The following is a 17583-nucleotide window of genomic DNA, read 5'->3' as shown; positions in this document are numbered from 1 at the left end:
GTTCGAACGCGTCCCGCGGCCCGTGCGGCAGGCTGACGACTACCCCGGGCTGTTCCAGTCCGCGGACACGGCGTCGCTGTACGGCCAGAAGTTCTATCTTCGCGCCTACGGAGCTCGGCTTTGGCTGGCCGTGGTGGCGGCGGCGTGCGCGGCATTCACCATACGCGTCGGCGCTTCGGGCACCGATATCGCGGCCATCCTCACGGCGATGGCCTTCGTCGGAATCCTCGCGGTCGATGTGGGCGTTCTGCGCGGACGTCCGGGTAAGTCCTGGTACGAGGGTCGCGCGCTCGCCGAATCGGTGAAGACCTTGACCTGGAAGTACGCGGTACAGGGTGCGCCGTTCGTCGGGACGCTGTCCGCGGGCGAGGCCGATCGGATGTTGATCGAGCGACTCATGCTGCTGCGTCAGGACATCTCGGCGCTGGCGTTGCGGCCGACCACCGCCCCGGCCATCACCGATCGCATGCGGCGGCTGCGCTCCGCACCGTTCGACGAACGGCGCCGCGTCTACTTGAACGACCGCATCCGGGAACAGCAACGGTGGTACGCGGGAAAATCCGGATACCACCAGCGCAGGTCTCAGTTGTTCGGCACGCTGGCACTCGTTTTCGAGGTCGCGGGTGTCGCGGGAGCGCTGGCGAAGGCGTTCAACGCGGTGAACTTCGATCTCGCAGGCATTTTCGCGGCGGGGGTGGCGGGCCTGGCCGCCTGGTCGTCGGCCCGTCAGCACAGTACCGGCGCCGCCGCCTATGCCGTCGCCTCGAATGAATTGAGCATCGTCGCCGAGGTCTTGGAACAGAACGACACCGAAGCCGCTTGGGCCGACGCCGTATCCGACGCCGAGGAAGCGATCAGCCGCGAACACACGCTCTGGCGAGCCTCGCACGGCGAATGACCTGCGTGCACGACGGTGCCGCATCGATCGGACACCGGATGATCCGGCGTGGCTGCCGGATATGCCAGGCGTGGGCGCTTACCATGATCAAGCTGTGTGACGTGGCGGCGTCGCATGGCGAACGGGGAAGCGGCCCGTCCGGCGTGTTTCGTAGCGCCGGGCGGGCCGTTGCGTTCGGCCCGGCCTGCCTTCGGCCCGTGTCATCCGTCGCAGCGGCGACGGGTGCGGGGCTCGGATGTACCCGCCCGCGTTTGCCACCGAGCGGCGCGGGTAGGCAACGACGAATGGCATAGGTCTGGAGGTCGGAATATGGCATCGAACAATGGGGTCGGACAGTTGCGCAGCGTCGTGCTGGATTGCCCTCAGCCGCGCAAACTCGCCAGGTTCTACCAAGAGTTGCTCGGGGGAGATCTGCTCGAGGACGATGACGACGACTGGGTGGTGCTGGTCGAGGCATCAGGTCGGCGCATCGCGTTCCAAACGGCGCCCGACTACCAGCCCCCGCGCTTCCCGGATCCCGAGGGGTCACAGCAAGTACATTTCGACGTCCTGGTGGACGATATCGAGCAAGCCGAGCCCGCGGTGCTCGCGTTGGGCGCGACACTCGTGCAGGACGAAACCGATGGAGCCTTCCGTGTTTATGCCGACCCGGTGGGGCATACGTTCTGTCTGGTGTTGCTCCCGGACGAGTAAAACTCCATCCGCGCCCGGTCCTGCCGCGCCGGAAGCGATCGCGCCATATACGGCGGATGTCTTATCCGGGTGGCGGGCCGGGCCACGGCGGTACCGATCAGGCGGGCATGCTCCAGTTCATTCGGGCGGGGCCGGGTGCCGGATGTCATCGGCCACCGAACCGCCCGCGACATCGGCCGCCACACCGATTTCCTCCTCGTAGCGGTGCCCGGCGAGTACCTGGTCGCGGTCGTCGGTGATGTCCTGGAGCTTTCGGTCGTCCTCGGTGCCGGTGGCCTCGGTCTCCAGGACTCCGGCATCGGTGTCGGGCTCCTCCTCGGCGAGCCGGTCGCCGAGCGGTCGAGGATGAGATTGCTCCCACTGCGTCACGCCGTACTTCGTGACGCCGCTCCAGTGCTCCGGTGGGTCCATTCCGGCCTCGAGCGGGTCGGAACGCAGCCGATCCTCGTCCAGATCCTCGGCGCTGCTGAGGGCCGCCGCATCGGTCTCGACCGCGTCGGGCGCGCCGGTGTCCTGCGGCGGGTCGTATGTCTCGTTCGGTTCGGTCATCGCTGCCTCCTCTCCTGCATTCAGCGACTTCCCGCAACGGTGGTCGGCAAACCCCCGGGAAACGGATGGACGGCGTCCGCGACCGGCTGCGGGCCGTGCGCCGGAGCCCGGGGTCGCGGTCGGGGTGGGCGCGACCGTCACCGTCGGGTGAACACGCCGAGGTGTTCGGTGTCGTAGTACTCGAGGGTGAGTTTGTCGCCGTCGAACCTCGCCTGGGAGACCGATCCGTGCGGGGCGTTCTCGCCGGGAGGCGTGAAGACGAAAGTGTCGCCGTTCCAGTGCTTCAAGGGGAAGGTCATGTTGTTCGGGCCCAGGGTGAGCGTGAGGAATTGATCGGTGGCGCTGATCGTCGCCGGTCCGTAGTAGGCGTTGTCGTAGGTACCCGCGTATGCCGCCGCCGGTCGCGCGGGTGCAGGGTCGGCGGGCGGCTGTTTGCCCGCCAGCGACCCTGCCGGTGCTCCGAGGGGCTGGAACGCCGTTCGATACAGAGTGCGCCAGTCCTGCTGGACCTCCCCGAACTGCACCAGGTCGGCGAACTCCGCGTTCAGCGTCTCCGGCACGCCGATCGGGGCCGCGTTGGTGAGCGTCACGATGCCGACGTCGGCCGAGGGGATCAGGGTGAACGCGGTGGCCGCGCCGAGGCCGAACGCTCCCGAGTGACCGAGCACGACGCGGCCCGCGGCGGAATCACTCACATTGAAGCCGAATCCGTAGAACCCGGCCCGCGCGTCCGGCGTTTTCGGTGGCGCCGACACGGCTTGCGGAGAGATTGCGGGCAGCAGATCCTCCGATGGCACCAGGACCGAGCCTCCGGCGGAGCCGTCGGCGAGCACCATCGTCATCCATTTGGCCATGTCGGTCACCGAGGAGCTGACGCCTCCCGCCGGGGACTGCGCGTCCGGTTGGCGCTGTGGGTTCGCCGGCTCGTACTTCCCCTCGATCAGCACGTGCCCCTCCGCGCGGTTCGCGCGGGACACGAAGTCGGTGTAGCGGGAACTGGTCGAATTCATGCCGAGGGGACCGTAGATGGTCTGTGCGGACAAGGTCTCCCAATCGGTTCCCGCCGCGGTGGCCACGGCGACGGCGGCCGCGGTCAGCCCGAAATTGGTGTACTCGTAGGAATCGCGGAACGTGCCCAGCGGCAACAGCCGAAGCCGGTCGAGAATTTGACCGCGGTCGTAGCCGAGATCCTCCAGCAGGTCGCCCGCGTGATCGGGCAGTCCGGAGCGATGCGCGTACAGATCCCCGATCGTGACGTGCTCGGTGACGTAGGGATCGGCGAGGGCGAAGGACGGCAGCAGCCGGTGCACCGGAGTGTCCCATTCGACGCCTCCCGCGGCGATCCGGCGGGCGACGACCGTGGCCCCGACCGGCTTGGACAACGACGCCAGCTGGAAGACCGTATCCGGGTCGACCTTCTCGTCGGTGACGACGTTGCGAACGCCGAATCCCTTGCTGTACACGACCTTTCCGCCGTGAACGACGGCGACCGCCATGCCGGGAACCCTGGAGGAGGCGAACAGGTCTTCCGCGAGCCGGTCCAGCTCGCCCAGGGCATCGTCGATCCGGCCGTCCGGTATCGGCACACCGGCGATCCGGTTGGGCAGCACCGCGGAACTGGACGGTGCTCCCGCTCGCGTGGAGTCCGCTCCGTCGCCGCCGCACCCCGCTATCGCGAGGATGAGGACCGTCGCCATCGCCACGGGGCCGAGCAACATGCGCCGCAGTGTGCTCACGGATCGCCTCCTGGCTGTCGCAGCGACAAAAGACCAGATAAAGGCTAGTTGAGGTGAGATTGCTGCGCGGTCGGTTCGGGTTTTCGCGGCGACGGGCCCCGCACTCGCCCGCCGCCGTCGAATTCCGGCAGATCAGACCGGCGGCGGAGCTATCCGGCGGCGGGCGTCTCCCGGATCTCCACGATCGGAAGCACCAGCGCCGCGGGCGAAGTCGCCGGAACCGCCGGATTCACCGGTGCGATGGGAGCGATACGCCGGTATCCCGTGCCCACCGGTGGGCGGGCGTCTACCTCGCCCTTGTTCGGCCAGTACGCCGCCGCCCGCTCGGCCTGCGCGGTGATCGTCAGCGACGGGTTGACGCCCAGGTTCGCCGAGACCGCCGCCCCGTCGACGACGCTGAGCGTCGGGTAGCCGTACACGCGGTGGTAGCCGTCGATCACACCGTGCTCGGCGTCGGCGCCGATCACCGCGCCGCCCAGGAAATGGGCCGTGAGCGGGATGTTGAAGATCTCCCCCCAGCTACCGCCCGCGATGCCGCCGATCTTCTCCGCGACCCGCCTGGTGACGTCGTTGCCCACCGGAATCCAGGTCGGATTGGGTTCGCCGTGGCCCTGTTTGCTGGTCAGCTTGCGGCCGAACAGGCCGCGTTTGGTGTAGGTGGTGATCGAATTGTCCAAGTGCTGCATGACCAGCGAGATGATGGTCCGCTCACTCCAGTTCTTCGTGCTCAAGAAGCTGAGCAGGTTCATCGGGTGCCGCAGCACCAGGCCGAGGAAGCGCAGCCAGCGCGGGATCCGGCCACCGCCGTCGACCATGAGCGTCTGGAGCAGCCCCATCGAGTTGGAGCCCTTGCCGTAGCGGACCGGCTCGATGTGCGTGTCGGGAGTGGGATGAATGGACGAGGTGATCGCGACGCCCTTGGTGAAGTCGGTGCCGGGGCGCACCTGCTTGGTCGCGGCGCCGACTATCGACTCCGAGTTGGTGCGCGTGAGCACGCCGAGCCGATCGGACAGGTCCGGCAGCACACCCTTGTCGCGCATGGCGAACAGCAATTTCTGGGTACCGCGCGTGCCCGCCGCGAGCACGACGTGCGCGGCGGTGAGCGTGCGAGGTTGCTTGCGAATCCAGGCGCCGGTACGGGCGGTGGACACGTCCCACGTGCCGTCCGGGTGCGGACGCAGTTCGGTGACCGTCGTCATCGGGATGACTTCGGCGCCCGCCTGCTCGGCCAGGTACAGGTAGTTCTTCACGAGCGTGTTCTTCGCGCCGTACTTGCAGCCCACCATGCAGTCGCCGCATTCGACGCACCCGGTGCGCTCCGGCCCGACGCCGCCGAAGTAGGGGTCGGGCACGGTCTTGCCCGGCTCGCCGAAGAACACGCCGACCGGCGTCTGCACGAAGGTGTCGCCGACACCCATGTCGTCGGCGACGGCCTTGAAGACCTCGTCGGCGGGCGTCATGTGCGGGTTCCGCACCACGCCGAGCATCTGCTGCGCCCGCTCGTAGTACGGGGTGAGTTCGTCGCGCCAGTCGGTGATGTCACGCCACTGCGGGTCGCGGAAGAACGGCTCCGGCGGCACGTACAAAGTGTTCGCGTAATTCAGCGATCCACCCCCGACGCCAGCGCCGCCGAGGATGAGGACGTTGCGCAGCGGATGGATGCGCTGGATTCCGTAGCAGCCGAGTGCGGGCGCCCAGAGGAACTTCTTCAGCTCCCAGCTGGTCTTGGGCAGTTCGTCGTCGGCGAAGCGCCGGCCCGCCTCCAGTACGCCGACCTTGTACCCCTTCTCCACCAGTCGAAGCGCGGTGACGCTGCCGCCGAACCCGGAACCGACGATCAGCACGTCGAAATCCGTCGTCCGCTGGTCCATGTGGAACTCCTCGATCGTGTCGCCAGTGACTCGGCTAACACTACTCCCGGGTAAGTAACGGTTCGCAAGTCGGCTCGAACCAGCCGATCACTCCGGTGATCAGCGGTGCCGGTGGTCGCCCGCCCCGGTAAAAGAGCGATGCTCTCAATAGTTGACAACGCTCTCGGATGCGCGCATCGTTTCTGTTATGCCGACGACACCCCGCGCCCGCGCCAGGGCCCAGACCATGAACGACATCGTCCGGATCGGGCGCGAACACCTGGCGACCGAAGGCGCCGCCGCCTTGTCCCTGCGCGCGGTCGCGCGTGACCTCGGCGTGGTCTCCTCGGCTGTCTACCGGTATGTCCGCAGTCGCGACGAGCTGCTGACCCTGCTCGTCGTGGACGGCTACAACGCCCTCGGCGACGCGGTCGACGAGGCGCTGGCCGAGGCCGGGGACGATCCGATCGACGGGCTGCGGGTTCTGGGTCGCACGGTGCGGCGTTGGGCACTGGCCGAACCCGCTCGCTACGGGTTGTTGTTCGGTACGCCGGTTCCCGGCTACGACGCACCCGCCACCGAGACCACCGCGCCGGGCACCCGGGTGATCGCCGCGCTGCTGACCCTGTTCGCTCAGGCCCATCGCGCCGGCCGACTGGCCGCGCCCGGTAAGGAGCCGCGGATCTCCGCGCCTCTCGCGGGCAGCTTCGCGGTGATCCGCGACGAGTTCCCGCTCGAGGTGCCCGACTGGCTGGTCGTCCGCGGCGTGACGTTCTGGGTCGGCCTGTTCGGGGCGGTGAGCGCGGACGTCTTCGACATGTACGGCACCAACACTTTCGCCGACCGCGACGAATTGTTCGAACTCCAGCTCGACGGACTGCTGGACATGCTCGGTTACCGCGGGTGATCACCCGCGGTAACCGGGCGGCCCGGCACTGTTCATGGCACGGTGTGCTGCGATGGAACTCGTGACGACGCCCGGCGAACAGTTCCCCGCACACGACGCGATCGCATGGGCGCACCGGATGGGTGCGCGCATTCCACTGGTCAACGCGCCGATGGGGGGTGTGGCGGGCGGACGGCTCGCCGCGGCGGTGACCGCGGCCGGCGGGCTCGGGATGATCGGGATGGGCAGTGCCGGATCGGTCCGGGCGCTGCAGCGGGAATTGCCGCACCTGCGCGGCATCGACGGCCCGTTCGGCATCGGTCTGGTCGATTGGGTGGTCGCCGAGGAGCCGCGACTGCTCGAGGTCGCGATCGAGGAGCGTCCCGCACTGATCTCGGTGAGCTTCGGGGAAGACTTGGGCTGGGCTGCCCGAGTCGCGGACGCCGGGATCGTCCCGGCCACTCAGGTGTACAGCGGGCAGGACGCGCGGCGTGCGCAAGCCGCCGGTGTCGGCGTCCTCGTGGCCCGCGGCGTGGAGGGTGGTGGGCACGGCGCCGTGAACGCGTCGCTGCTGCCGCTGCTGGAAGAGGTGCTGGACGCGGTAACGGTCCCGGTGCTCGCGGCGGGCGGCATCGGCGCACCGGGGGATCTCGCCGCCGTGCTGCGCGCCGGGGCCAGTGGCGCATGGCTCGGCACCTGCCTGGCGGCCTCCTCGGAATCGCTGCTGTCGGATGCGGGCCGTCGTGCTCTGATCGAGGCACGCGGCGACGACACGGTGCTCACCCGCGCGTACGACGTGGGAATGGAATTGCCTTGGCCCGCCAGGTTTCCCGCGCGGGTGCTGCGCACCGGGTTCACCGACCGGTGGACCGGGCGAGAAGAAGAGCTCGCCATGGACGCGGCGGCCAAGCGCGCTCTCACCGCGGCGCTCGCCGCTGACGATCCCGCCGTCGCGCCGATCGACGCGGGGCAGGGGGTCGGCCTGATCACCTCCGTGGAACCGGCCGCGCGCGTGCTGGAGCGGCTGTGGGCGGGGGCGACCGGATCGGTCGTGAGCTGAGCGGTTCAGTCCTCGCTGCTGGTTCGCTCACCGAGATAGCGGATCAACTCGGGATCGGAGGAGACCAGCCGGTCGACCTCCTCTCCGCCCGTGCACTGGTAGAGGGCGACGGTGACCGAACCGGGCCGGCGTCCGGCGACCCGCCAGATTCCGCCGGAATCGGCCCAGCGCCGCAGCACCGCGACGGGATCGTCGGTCATCGTCCACCTCCACTCGATGGTGTACCCCGAAGTGTCACCGCGGGACGGTGACCGGGTCGGAACAGCTGGCGGGCGCGTCGACGAAGGAACAATCCTTCGGCGCACGGGTCGGCCGGTAACCGGGCGCGACGCCGCCGGTCCGGGTGATGTCGGTGTATGCGGCCACCGCGTCCGTCGGCTTGCGCGTTAGGGCCGGATCGGTGAGGACGTCGACGGTGTAGAGGCCGAAACGTGGTGTGTAGGAGCCCCACTCGTAATTGTCGGTCAAACTCCAATAGTTGTAACCGATCAAGTTCATGCCGTCGGCCTTGGCTCGCTGGAGCCAGTAGACGGTGTCGCGGAGTGAGTCGGCGCGGCTGTATCCGTCCGCGCGGGGCAGGCCGTTCTCGGTGGGCATCCCGTTCTCGACTATGTAGAGCGGCTTACCGGGGAACTGACGCGCATAGTGTTGCAGCGCGTAGTAGATGCCTTCCGGCTGCAGCGGGTTCTTCCACAACTCCGTGAAACTCGCCGTGGCGGTGAGGCTGTCGGGGGAGAGGCCGTAGTAGTAGTCGATGCCGATGTAGTCGAGCTTTGTGTCGAGCCTGTCCACCAGCGGCTTGTTCACCACATCCTCACCGCCAGGGATGTAGGCGACATTGCTGGTCACCATGGCGCCCGGCTGTACCCGGTGGATGTAGTCGTAAATGCTGTTGTGCGCCTGGGCGATCCGGTCTTGCATCGCGGGCGCGGCCGCGGGCGAAAGTCCGCCGTGGCGCAGTTCGTTCAGCAGGTAGAAGGTCGGCTCGTTGAACGTCACCCACAACGGCTGGAACGGGGCGTAGCGATCGACGACCGCTCGTGCGTTGGCCAGCCAGTCCTCGACGAGGCCCGGGTTGTTCCAGCCCCCGCGGTCGACCGCCCAGCCCGGGTAGACCCAGTGGTCGATGGTGATCATGGGACGCATGCCGGCAGCCGTGATCGCGGCGACGACATCGTCGTAGAACTTCAGCCCCTCGAGGTCCCACTTGCCCGGTTCGGGCTGGAGGCGTGCCCACTCGACGCCGATGCGGTACACCTTCACGCCCAGATCGGCCGCAAGGGCGATGTCGGAGCGGTAGCGCGCGTAGAAGTCGATCGAATCCCGGTAGGGGTCAGTCGTTTTCCCGGACGCGACGTAGCGGGACCAGTTGCTGTCCGGGGCATGGCCTTCCGATTGATATCCCGACGAGGCGACGCCCCAGAGGAAATCCGGGCCCATCGGGGTGACCGCGGCGGGCGGCTCGGGGCGGGCGGCTGCTGGGGCGACGCCTCCGAGCAGTACCGCGGCGACGGCCGCCAAGGCGGCAGAGACATGGCGGCGGTGTGAACGCATCGAACTCCTGTTCCGAAAGGGGCTGGTCCTCGTCGTCCTTCGGGTGCTCGAACCAGGGTGGGGGAGGACGGCACGGGGGACAGGGTAACTGGTCGCTTGTCCGTTTTCTCGAAAGTCGGGGAGGGGTGCGCTTCGAGTACTTGCGCGGAACGGAGTTGCGTGGAGGGCGATGTGGCGGAGTTCAAATAACATGTTGATACGTAGATATTCGCATTCAACTATGCTTTTCGACCTCAAAACCACGCAACACTTCCATAGCCACCAAACAGTCATGCGCCACAACTCCGCCTAGGACGAGACAGACGGCGATCGCGAAGATCAATACTTCGCAATGGATATCGAAGACCGAGAGGCCGACTGTGCATAGATGTTGGTACGAGGTGTTAGATCTGTTGTAGAGCGCCTGCCAGCCTGCGAGTCGTACGGAGAGGTGTCCTGAAGTGGTGTCTAATCCGTTGCCGCGCGTGGCGAGACGGCTCGCTCAGCAGCGCTGGGTGATGCGGTCGGCGCCGGTCGTGCTCCGGCTCGAGCGCGTGATCCGGCGGGTGAGCGGCGGGCGAAGGGGTGTCCTGGATCTGGCGGGGTTGCCGTCCATCGAGGTCACGGTGCCGGGCCGGAAGACGGGGATCCCGCGGACCACGTCGTTGCTGTATGTCCCGCATGGTGCGGACTTCATCGTTCTCGGCTCGAATTGGGGGAGTTCCGAACATCCGGCGTGGTCGGCGAATCTGCGTGCCGCGCAGACTGCCTCGGTCCGGCACGAGGGTGAGCAGTTCCTGGTCGCGGTGCGTGAGATCGACGGTGTGGAGCGCAAGCCCTTCTGGGATCTGGCGGTCGAGTTCTGGCCAGGTTATGCCATGGAGTACGAGCTCTCCGGCGGCCGTGTGTTCCGGATCTTCGAGCTGCGCCGTAAATCCGGCTGAGGCGGCGTTGGCGGGGAGACGGGCGGCGCCGCGATGTCGGTGGGGCCGATTACGGTGGGGCGGTGACCACGCATCTGACCCACTGGGGCGCGTTCGAGGCGGACAGCGACGGTGAACGACTGACGGAGGTCCGGCCGTGGCGTGGTGATCCGGAGCCGATGCCGTTGATCGGGAACGTCGCTTCTGCGCAGCACCACCCCACTCGGATTGATCGGCCGTATGTCCGCCGGGGTTGGCTGGAGAACGGGCCGGGGCCGGGGCCGCGCGGTTCGGAGGCTTTCGTTCCGGTGTCGTGGGAGCGGGCGTTGGACCTGCTGGCGGGCGAGCTCGGCCGGGTGTACCGGCGGTATGGGGCGGAGGCGGTGTATGGCGGTTCGTACGGTTGGGCGAGTGCGGGGCGGTTCCATCACGCGCAGAGTCAATTGCACCGCTTCCTGAACTGTCTCGGCGGTTACGTCCGGCACGTGAACAGTTACAGTCTGGGCACTTCGACGGTTTTCCTGCCGCACGTCATCGGTGACATCGGCTGGTTGACGCAGCAGGCGACGGCGAAGGCGGTACTGGCCGAGCGCTCCGAACTCGTGGTGGCCTTCGGCGGTCTGTCACCGAAGAACGCGGCGGTGTCGCCTGGTGGCGTCTCCCGGCACAATGTGCGGGGCTGGATCACGGCGGCGCGGGAGCGGGGCTGCCGGTTCGTGTCGATCAGTCCGTTGCGCGACGACACCCCGCCGGAGAGCGAAGCCGAGTGGATCGCGCCGCTGCCTGGCACCGACGTGGCGATGATGCTTGCGCTGGCTCAGGTGCTGGACGCGGAAGGCTTGGCGGACAAGACGTTTCTGCGTGAGTACACGGTCGGCTTCGAGCGTTTCGCGGCGTATCTTCGTGGCGCGGTGGATGGAGTCGTCAAGGATCCGGAGTGGGCCGCGGCGATCACCGGTGTGGGGGCGGAGCGTATCCGGATGCTGGCGCGCGAGATGGCCGCCGCTCGAACTCTGGTGACGGTGAGTTGGTCGCTGCAGCGGGCGCGACATGGTGAGCAGCCGTTGTGGGCGGGTGTGGTGCTGGCGGCGATGCTGGGGCAGATCGGCCTTCCCGGCGGCGGGTTCGGGCATGGTTACGGCTCGGCCGCGGGCGTCGGGGAACCGGCGCGCGGGCCGGTGCCGCGACTTCCGCAGGGGCGCAACGGTGTCGATGCCTTCATTCCGGTCGCGCGGATCGCGGACATGCTGCTGAATCCGGGTGCGCCCTATCGGTACAACGGTCGGGATCTGGTGTATCCGGATGTGCGGTTGGTGTATTGGTGTGGCGGCAATCCGTTCCATCACCATCAGGATCTGGCCCGTTTGCGAATGGCGTTCGAACGGCCGGACACGGTGGTGGTGCACGATGCGTTCTGGACGGCTACCGCGCGGCACGCGGACATCGTGTTGCCGTCGACGATGTCCATCGAGCGCGATGACTACGGCGCGGGGGAAGGTGACCGGTCGTTCTTTCCGATGCGAGCGCTGACCCGCCCGCCTGCCGAGGCGCGCGACGATTATCGGATCTTCGCCGAGACGGCGGATCGGCTCGGGGTCGGCAAGGAGTTCACCGAAGGACGTTCGGTCGCGGAGTGGCTGCGGCATCTGTACGAGCGGTGGCGCGTAGAGCAGTCGCGTGCGGGACAGGAGTTTCCGGATTTCGACGCGTTCTGGTCCGGCGAGGCCCTCGAGCTTCCGGTGCCGGACCCACGGCAGGTGCTTGCCGCGGACTTTCGCGCAGACCCGGACCGGTACCCGCTGAGCACGCCCAGCGGGAAGATCGAGATCTTTTCGTCGACGATCGATGGCTTCGGGTACGCCGATTGCCCGCCGCATCCGGTGTGGCTGGAGCCGGAGGAGTGGCTCGGTGGCGCGGCGGCGGAGCGGTTCCCCGTGCAGTTGGTGGCGAACCAGCCGCGGACGAAGTTGCACAGTCAGCTGGACGTGGGCGCCTATAGCCAGTCGGTGAAGATCTCCGGGCGGGAACCGATCCGGATGCATCCCTCGGACGCCGAGGCTCGTGGTCTGCGTGCCGGTGACATCGTGCGGGTGTTCAACGATCGGGGTAGTTGCCTGGCGGGGTTGGTCGTGGACGAGGGGGTGCGAGCCGGTGTCGCGCAGCTGTCCACCGGCGCGTGGTACGACCCCGACCCGGCGGATCCGACGTTCTGCCGTCACGGTAATCCGAACGTGCTGATCGCCGACCGTCCGTCCTCGACTCTCAGCCAAGGGTGCGCCGGGCAGCTCACTTTGGTGGAGATCGAGCGTTATGCGGGCCCGCTCACGGAGGTGGAGGTGGTCCGCCCGCCGGAGCGGACGGGCGCGGAAGCGTTGTGAGGTCGCCGAGCAAGGCGGAGGTTGCTGGTCGATGGAGGTGATGGTGGATCTGGATCTGGCGGCGTTGCGGGCGTTCGTCGCTGTGGTGGAGGAGGAGCAGTTCGGTCACGCCGCCGCTGTGCTGGGTATCAGCCAGCAGGCGGTGTCCAAGCGCATCGCGAAACTCGAATCGCAGTTGGGTGCGGAGCTTTTCGAGCGTGGACGCGGTGGCAGTGCGCCGACCGCAGCGGGTCTTCGGCTGTTGCCGCATGCGCGTTCACTGCTCGTGGGCGCCGAGGCGGCGGTGCGGTCCGTGCGCGAGCGGGTGCGGCCGTTGCGGGTGGCGGTTCTGGGTAAGCGTATGGCCGCGACGGAGTTGGTGGAGTTCTATCTCGCGCGTCATCCGCGCTGTGAGACCGAGATCGTCATGTCGAACATGATCACGACGTCGCGGGAGGCGCTGCGCAGCGGTCTGGTCGACGCGGCCTTGGCTCGCGCGCACGGCGGCCCGGTGGCGTTGCCCGGTGACATCGTCGCGGCTCCGGCGTATCTGGAGCCGCTGTATCTGCTCGTGGGTAAGGACCATCCGTTCGCGGGCCGGTCGACGATCGGGTTGCGGGAGGTCGCGGGGCATCCGGTGTGGGTGCCCGGTGCGGCCGTGCCGTCGGAGTGGGCCGATTTCTATCGAGAACTCAGCGCGTTCAGCGGGATTCCGATCGATACCGGGGGTCCGCTGGAGAATATGGCGGGAATCGTCGAACGTATCGCGGATTCGTCGTCGTTGGCGACCTTCGCCGGTGACGGCGGGCAGACGCCGTGGCATCCGAACGTGCGGCGGCTGATGATCGTGGATCCCACTCCGGCCTATCCGCTGGCGCTGCTGTGGTCGGCGGGTGACCGGCATCCGGGATTGCGGCATTTGGTCGAGCATGTCGCGGAGAGCTACAACCGGGATACCGCCGCCGCCTGCTGGGTTCCCGAACCCGATCAGGAGTTGTTCGGCGTGCCCGGTGTGGTGGCCGGTCCATAGTGTCGGCCCGTGCCTCTACCATTCCCCGGGTGACCGGATACGACCCGCTCGACGCGTTCGAGCACCTCGACACCTCGACGTTGCCGCCGCGCCAGCAGCGGATTCTCGCCACGATTCGGGACTGGGTTCTGCGGTACGGGTATCCGCCGAATACGCGCGAGATCGGTGACGCGGTGGGTCTGCGGTCGGCGTCGTCGGTGTCCAAGCATCTGAAGAGCTTGGAGGAGCGTGGTTTTCTGCGCCGTGGCCGGACGGTGTCGCGTCCGATCGACGTGCGGATGTTCCTGCGGGCTCCGGTGCGGCGGGAGACGGCGGAGGATTCGGTGGCGGTGCCGGTGGTCGGCGATATCGCGGCGGGTGCTCCGATCCTGGCCGAGGAGCATGCCGACGACACGATGACGTTGCCGCGCGAGTTGGTCGGCCGTGGCACGGTGTTCGGGTTGCGGGTGCGTGGTGATTCGATGATCGACGCGGCGATCTGTGACGGCGACATCGTGGTGGTGCGACAGCAGCACGAGGCGCATTCCGGTGAGATCGTGGCGGCGATGATCGACGGAGAAGCGACGGTGAAGGTGTACCGGCGGCGTAGCGGTCATGTGTATCTCGAGCCGCGCAATCCGGCCTACGAGGTGATCGACGGTGACGAAGCGGTGGTGCTCGGCAAGGTCGTGTCGGTGATGCGGCGGGTCTGAGCTCGGTGCGCTTGCTCGGTGGGCGTCGCGTTGACCGGTGCAGGGGTCTGGACCGACAGGGGATCGCGGTGGTCGAGCAGGTCGGGGCCTTGCTTGTCCCAGTAGCCGCCCAGGTCGACGCGACGCGCGCTGCGATCAATGTTCGGGGGAGTTCGGGCCGTTTCCGCCGCGCGGCACTGCGGATCGATGCCTCGGTGGGGCGGCGAATTCTCGCAGGGCCGCGACCGCGGCGTTGTATCCGCTCATCCCGTGCGCTCCCGGCCCTGGCGGGACGGCGGCCGAGCAGATGAACATCCGGTTCGCCACATGATAGGGGCGCCTGGTGATGCGTGGTCCGCCGAAGACCAGCTGGCGGATGCTCTTGTCGCCGGTCAGGATGTCTCCGGCCACATAGTTGGGATTGTAGGCCTGCATGTCGATGGGGCCTACGACGGTGGTGGCGAGGATGCGGTCTCGGAACCCCGGTGCGAACCGCTCGACCGCGTCGAGCAGCACTTCGGTGATGTCCTCCGAATACCCTTGTGGCACATGGGCATACATGTCGACCGGGTGCATGTTTCCTTGTGAGCGTGTTGGGTCGGCGAGGTACTGCTGTCCGACGATGATGAACGGTCGGTCGGAAAGCCGACCTCGATGCACAGCGCGTTCGGCGCGGACCACGTCAGCTGCGCTGCCGCAGATGTGCAGGCTTCCCGACTTCCTGGCGTGCGGGCTGGTCCAGGGAATGCCGCCCGCTATGGCGAGGCTTATCTTGTATGCGGCGGGCCCGTGCCGGAAGCGCCGGTACGCCCGGGCGACCCGTGACGGCAGCCGGTCACCGGCGATGTCGGCGATAGCGGCCGGGGCAAGATCGAACATCACGAGGTCGGCCGGCGGCAGCCGGTCCAGCGACTCGACCCAGAACCCGGTCTCGATCTTTCCGCCCAGATCTCTCAGCGCCGCCGCCATGGCTTCGGTGATGGCGCGTGAGCCGCCCACCGCAACTGGCCACCCGTAGCGATGGCCCGCGGTGGTGATGCCGAGACCGATCGCCGCGGACAGGATCCGGTGCTGTGGTTGCCAGCCGTGCGCCATGTTCCCGGCGAACAACGCCCGTCCCCGCTCGGTCCGGAACAGCCGTCCGAGTGCGGCGGCGGGGATCAGGGTCGGGATGCCGAATCGGGCCAGCCGCAGCGGATGTGACGGTATCCGTAGGAGCGGTTGCATGACGTCCTTCGCCAGCAGTTCGTATCCAGCGGCGGGGTCGGCGAACAGGCGGCGCCAGATCGGCCCGTCCGGCCCGAGGCCCGCCGCGGTCTCTTCGACGGATTGATACAGCACTGCCGCTGTTCCGTCGTCGAGCGGGTGAACGCAGTCGATTTCCGGCCATGCCCATTTCAATCCGTAGCGGGCCATGTCGATTCCGGCGATGAACGGTGAGCCGACGGCCATGGGGTGGGCCATGGCGCAGTGGTCGTGCAGCAGACCGGGGAGGGTCAGTTCGCCGGAGCGGGTGCCGCCGCCGATGGTGGCGGCACCTTCCAGCACGGTGACGTCGACCCCGTGCCGGGCCAGTGTCACGGCGGCAGCCAGTCCGTTCGGCCCGGAGCCGACCACGATCGCCGTGGTCATCGCGCACGCGCCGAGGGCAGATCCTGGGTGTCGTCGTGGTGGAGAGGATGGACCGGGAACAGGTCGTCCGGCTCCGGCCATGGCTGGCGGGCAAGCATGTCCTCGACCAGTACGTAGCCCTCCTCGATGACCCCGGTTCTGGCATCGATGATGCGGTATGCCTGGCGTCGCCGGTGGATGGGCTGAGATTCGAGGACGACGACGCGAAGCTCGCCCTCCTCGAACTGGCAGCGCCGCTGCAGCGCTGTCAGCAGCTGTTCGTTGTGCAAGTGCCCTTCACCGAAGTTCCAGCCCAGCAGCGGGCCTGCGACAATCTCTCCGTCGCGGACGGCGTAGTCCTCCGGGTTGTCGACGGCGCGTGCGATGAGGCCGTTGAGTGCCCGGCCGTGGGTGTGCATCGATCGCCAGCCGAGCCCGGTCTGGATGAGGATGTCGGCGGTCTCGGGGCCGTACAGCTTGGTCAGCTGGGTGACCGGCAGCGCGGCGCTCATGGTGACGTGCTGCTCGAGTTTCAGCTCGGCGTCCCCGCGGAAACACCAGGCGCTTGTGGCCCAGTTGCCTGCGTAGTAGCGCATCGATGTCAGGAACGAAACCCATTGTGGCCGAATATGTCCCACGACGACGACAAGTGTGGAGAAGAGGATCATCGCGAGCACCAGCGGTGATCGAAGCTGCTGGACGTGGATGTAGCCGTAGTGTCCGAACAGGTAGAACAGGCTGAAGATGAAGAAGATGTTCCATTCCAGCGGCACGCCCATCGGGACGGTGGAGATGATGTGCAGGTGGAAAACGGCCATGAAGATGATCGCCGCCCAGGTCAGTGGGCCGCCGTGGCCGAGGAACACGAGGTAGGCGGGAACCAGGTATTCCACGACGGTGCCGCCGTGAGCCAGCAGAGCCGGGATACGTGACGGCCGCAGGTCCTGCGGTGGGTTGCGGTACATCTTGCGCTCGAGCCATCCGAGTCGCATGACGGGGCTGTTGCTCATCATGACGGCGACCACGTGCCCGAAGTGATGGTTGAGCTTGGACGTGGCCGCACCCCACCAGAGTGCCAGCATGACCAGCTTGAATCCGATCACCATGTCGGCGAAGGGGACGAAGAACATCAGCAGCATCAACAGGTAGTGCTCGGGGCGTGCGGCCAGAAACACCGTCTTGTCTCGCAGCCCGAGCACGCAGAGGGCGATGACCAGAGCGACGACGACCTTGGGATCGAGCAGGCCTACATGGCCGCCGTCCACCGGCGGAACGCCGCGACCGGAGGCGAGCAACGCCTGGATTCCGGATCCGAGGACGACCGCGTACAAGGCGACATCGATGAGCCCGCGCTCGTCACCACGGGTGAACGGCACCTTGCCCGGCCATGGCGGCAGCCGCAGGGTGCCGGGACGCAGGAAGTACAGCAGCCCGCCGAGCGGCGGCAGGAACCGCATGGTGAGCGGTCCGAACCCGCATCCGAGCCCGAGTATTTCGAACAGCAGAGTCCAGACGACGAGTTTCTGGTAGACGATCGGTTCGGTCCACCACGAGCTGATGTCGGTGAGCGCCCCGAGCCCGGGGGTCAGGGAGATCACCGCGGCCGCGCCGAGGACGTACAAGGCGCATTTGACGATGTAGAGCAGGTAGACGGCGAGAGGCGTGCCGAAGCCGTGCTCGACCCAGTGCTCGGCGACGGTGCGCAGCCGTTCACCGCGCGGGCGGGTCTTCCATTCGGCGTAGTCGATGTCCGGAAGATCGGGTTTCGTGAATCCCATGGCAGGTG

Annotated in this window: 15 protein-coding genes; 8 read left to right on the top strand and 7 right to left on the bottom strand. The window is 67.5% G+C overall.

Going from position 1 to position 17583, the window contains the following annotated elements:
* Positions 1 to 22: 22 nt before the first annotated feature.
* Together ABZ824_RS19030 and ABZ824_RS19025 are read left to right on the top strand one after the other, a co-directional pair.
* Positions 23 to 898 carry a DUF4231 domain-containing protein gene (locus ABZ824_RS19030; protein WP_356964441.1) on the top strand — a complete coding sequence of 292 codons (876 nt, stop codon included), beginning with the start codon at positions 23 to 25 and terminating at the stop codon, positions 896 to 898.
* 309 nt (positions 899 to 1207) lie between these two features.
* The gene (locus ABZ824_RS19025) at positions 1208 to 1591 is read left to right on the top strand and encodes a VOC family protein (protein WP_355074122.1); all 384 of its coding nucleotides are present in this window, start codon (positions 1208 to 1210) and stop codon (positions 1589 to 1591) included.
* Between the two features lie 117 nt (positions 1592 to 1708).
* On the opposite strand, the gene ABZ824_RS19020 is transcribed toward ABZ824_RS19025, so the two are convergent.
* From ABZ824_RS19020 to ABZ824_RS19010, 3 genes are all read right to left on the bottom strand, one after another.
* Positions 1709 to 2140 carry a hypothetical protein gene (locus ABZ824_RS19020; RefSeq protein ID WP_356964440.1) on the bottom strand — a complete coding sequence of 144 codons (432 nt, stop codon included), beginning with the start codon at positions 2138 to 2140 and terminating at the stop codon, positions 1709 to 1711.
* A gap of 137 nt (positions 2141 to 2277) precedes the next feature.
* Complete coding sequence (locus tag ABZ824_RS19015; protein WP_356964438.1) at positions 2278 to 3876, bottom strand: serine hydrolase; 1599 nt, start codon at positions 3874 to 3876, stop codon at positions 2278 to 2280.
* A gap of 149 nt (positions 3877 to 4025) precedes the next feature.
* On the bottom strand, positions 4026 to 5747 hold the full coding sequence (locus ABZ824_RS19010) for a GMC family oxidoreductase (protein WP_356964437.1): 1722 nt from the start codon (positions 5745 to 5747) through the stop codon (positions 4026 to 4028).
* Positions 5748 to 5934: 187 nt separating this feature from the next.
* On the opposite strand from ABZ824_RS19010, the gene ABZ824_RS19005 reads away from it, so the two are divergent.
* Positions 5935 to 6633 (top strand): WHG domain-containing protein, encoded by a 699-nt coding sequence (locus ABZ824_RS19005; protein ID WP_355074115.1) that lies wholly within the window; start codon positions 5935 to 5937, stop codon positions 6631 to 6633.
* A gap of 118 nt (positions 6634 to 6751) precedes the next feature.
* Complete coding sequence (locus ABZ824_RS19000) at positions 6752 to 7672, top strand: nitronate monooxygenase (RefSeq protein WP_356964571.1); 921 nt, start codon at positions 6752 to 6754, stop codon at positions 7670 to 7672.
* A gap of 5 nt (positions 7673 to 7677) precedes the next feature.
* Here ABZ824_RS19000 and ABZ824_RS18995 read toward each other — a convergent pair whose 3' ends face one another.
* A complete protein-coding gene (locus ABZ824_RS18995; RefSeq protein WP_356964436.1) occupies positions 7678 to 7872 on the bottom strand; it encodes a hypothetical protein in 195 nt (64 codons plus the stop codon).
* 34 nt (positions 7873 to 7906) lie between these two features.
* On the bottom strand, positions 7907 to 9226 hold the full coding sequence (locus ABZ824_RS18990; RefSeq protein WP_356964435.1) for a family 1 glycosylhydrolase: 1320 nt from the start codon (positions 9224 to 9226) through the stop codon (positions 7907 to 7909).
* A 443-nt stretch (positions 9227 to 9669) separates the two neighbouring features.
* On the opposite strand from ABZ824_RS18990, the gene ABZ824_RS18985 reads away from it, so the two are divergent.
* The 4 genes from ABZ824_RS18985 (at position 9670) to lexA (ending at position 14207) form a co-directional block, all read left to right on the top strand.
* Positions 9670 to 10149: a nitroreductase family deazaflavin-dependent oxidoreductase gene (locus ABZ824_RS18985; RefSeq protein ID WP_356964434.1), complete on the top strand. Its 480-nt coding sequence runs from the start codon at positions 9670 to 9672 to the stop codon at positions 10147 to 10149.
* 62 nt (positions 10150 to 10211) lie between these two features.
* Positions 10212 to 12506 carry a molybdopterin-dependent oxidoreductase gene (locus ABZ824_RS18980; RefSeq protein ID WP_356964433.1) on the top strand — a complete coding sequence of 765 codons (2295 nt, stop codon included), beginning with the start codon at positions 10212 to 10214 and terminating at the stop codon, positions 12504 to 12506.
* Between the two features lie 31 nt (positions 12507 to 12537).
* Positions 12538 to 13515 (top strand): LysR family transcriptional regulator, encoded by a 978-nt coding sequence (locus tag ABZ824_RS18975; protein WP_356964432.1) that lies wholly within the window; start codon positions 12538 to 12540, stop codon positions 13513 to 13515.
* Between the two features lie 29 nt (positions 13516 to 13544).
* Positions 13545 to 14207 carry a transcriptional repressor LexA gene (gene lexA / locus ABZ824_RS18970; protein ID WP_356964431.1) on the top strand — a complete coding sequence of 221 codons (663 nt, stop codon included), beginning with the start codon at positions 13545 to 13547 and terminating at the stop codon, positions 14205 to 14207.
* 135 nt (positions 14208 to 14342) lie between these two features.
* Here the strand turns inward: lexA and ABZ824_RS18965 are convergent, their stop codons facing one another.
* Positions 14343 to 15818 carry an NAD(P)/FAD-dependent oxidoreductase gene (locus ABZ824_RS18965; protein ID WP_356964430.1) on the bottom strand — a complete coding sequence of 492 codons (1476 nt, stop codon included), beginning with the start codon at positions 15816 to 15818 and terminating at the stop codon, positions 14343 to 14345.
* On the bottom strand, positions 15815 to 17575 hold the full coding sequence (locus tag ABZ824_RS18960; RefSeq protein ID WP_356964429.1) for a DUF3556 domain-containing protein: 1761 nt from the start codon (positions 17573 to 17575) through the stop codon (positions 15815 to 15817). Before ABZ824_RS18960 ends, ABZ824_RS18965 begins: the two co-directional genes overlap by 4 nt.
* Positions 17576 to 17583: the final 8 nt, after the last annotated feature.

This window comes from Nocardia sp. NPDC047038 (assembly GCF_040644075.1).
In the GTDB taxonomy this organism is placed as follows: Bacteria; Actinomycetota; Actinomycetes; order Mycobacteriales; family Mycobacteriaceae; genus Nocardia; species Nocardia sichangensis.
The sequence above is the reverse complement of the archived record's forward strand: the minus strand, read 5'-3'. Positions and strand labels throughout refer to the sequence as shown.

What these genes read in the sequence shown, in the direction of transcription:
- ABZ824_RS19025 (WP_355074122.1), top strand. Translation starts at nt 1,208, where the DNA reads ATGGCATCGAACAATGGGGTCGGACAGTTGCGCAGCGTCGTGCTGGAT.
- ABZ824_RS19020 (WP_356964440.1), bottom strand. Translation starts at nt 2,140, where the DNA reads ATGACCGAACCGAACGAGACATACGACCCGCCGCAGGACACCGGCGCG.
- ABZ824_RS19010 (WP_356964437.1), bottom strand. Translation starts at nt 5,747, where the DNA reads ATGGACCAGCGGACGACGGATTTCGACGTGCTGATCGTCGGTTCCGGG.
- ABZ824_RS19005 (WP_355074115.1), top strand. Translation starts at nt 5,935, where the DNA reads ATGCCGACGACACCCCGCGCCCGCGCCAGGGCCCAGACCATGAACGAC.
- ABZ824_RS19000 (WP_356964571.1), top strand. Translation starts at nt 6,752, where the DNA reads ATGGGTGCGCGCATTCCACTGGTCAACGCGCCGATGGGGGGTGTGGCG.
- ABZ824_RS18995 (WP_356964436.1), bottom strand. Translation starts at nt 7,872, where the DNA reads ATGACCGACGATCCCGTCGCGGTGCTGCGGCGCTGGGCCGATTCCGGC.
- ABZ824_RS18990 (WP_356964435.1), bottom strand. Translation starts at nt 9,226, where the DNA reads ATGCGTTCACACCGCCGCCATGTCTCTGCCGCCTTGGCGGCCGTCGCC.
- ABZ824_RS18975 (WP_356964432.1), top strand. Translation starts at nt 12,538, where the DNA reads ATGGAGGTGATGGTGGATCTGGATCTGGCGGCGTTGCGGGCGTTCGTC.
- ABZ824_RS18965 (WP_356964430.1), bottom strand. Translation starts at nt 15,818, where the DNA reads ATGACCACGGCGATCGTGGTCGGCTCCGGGCCGAACGGACTGGCTGCC.
- ABZ824_RS18960 (WP_356964429.1), bottom strand. Translation starts at nt 17,575, where the DNA reads ATGGGATTCACGAAACCCGATCTTCCGGACATCGACTACGCCGAATGG.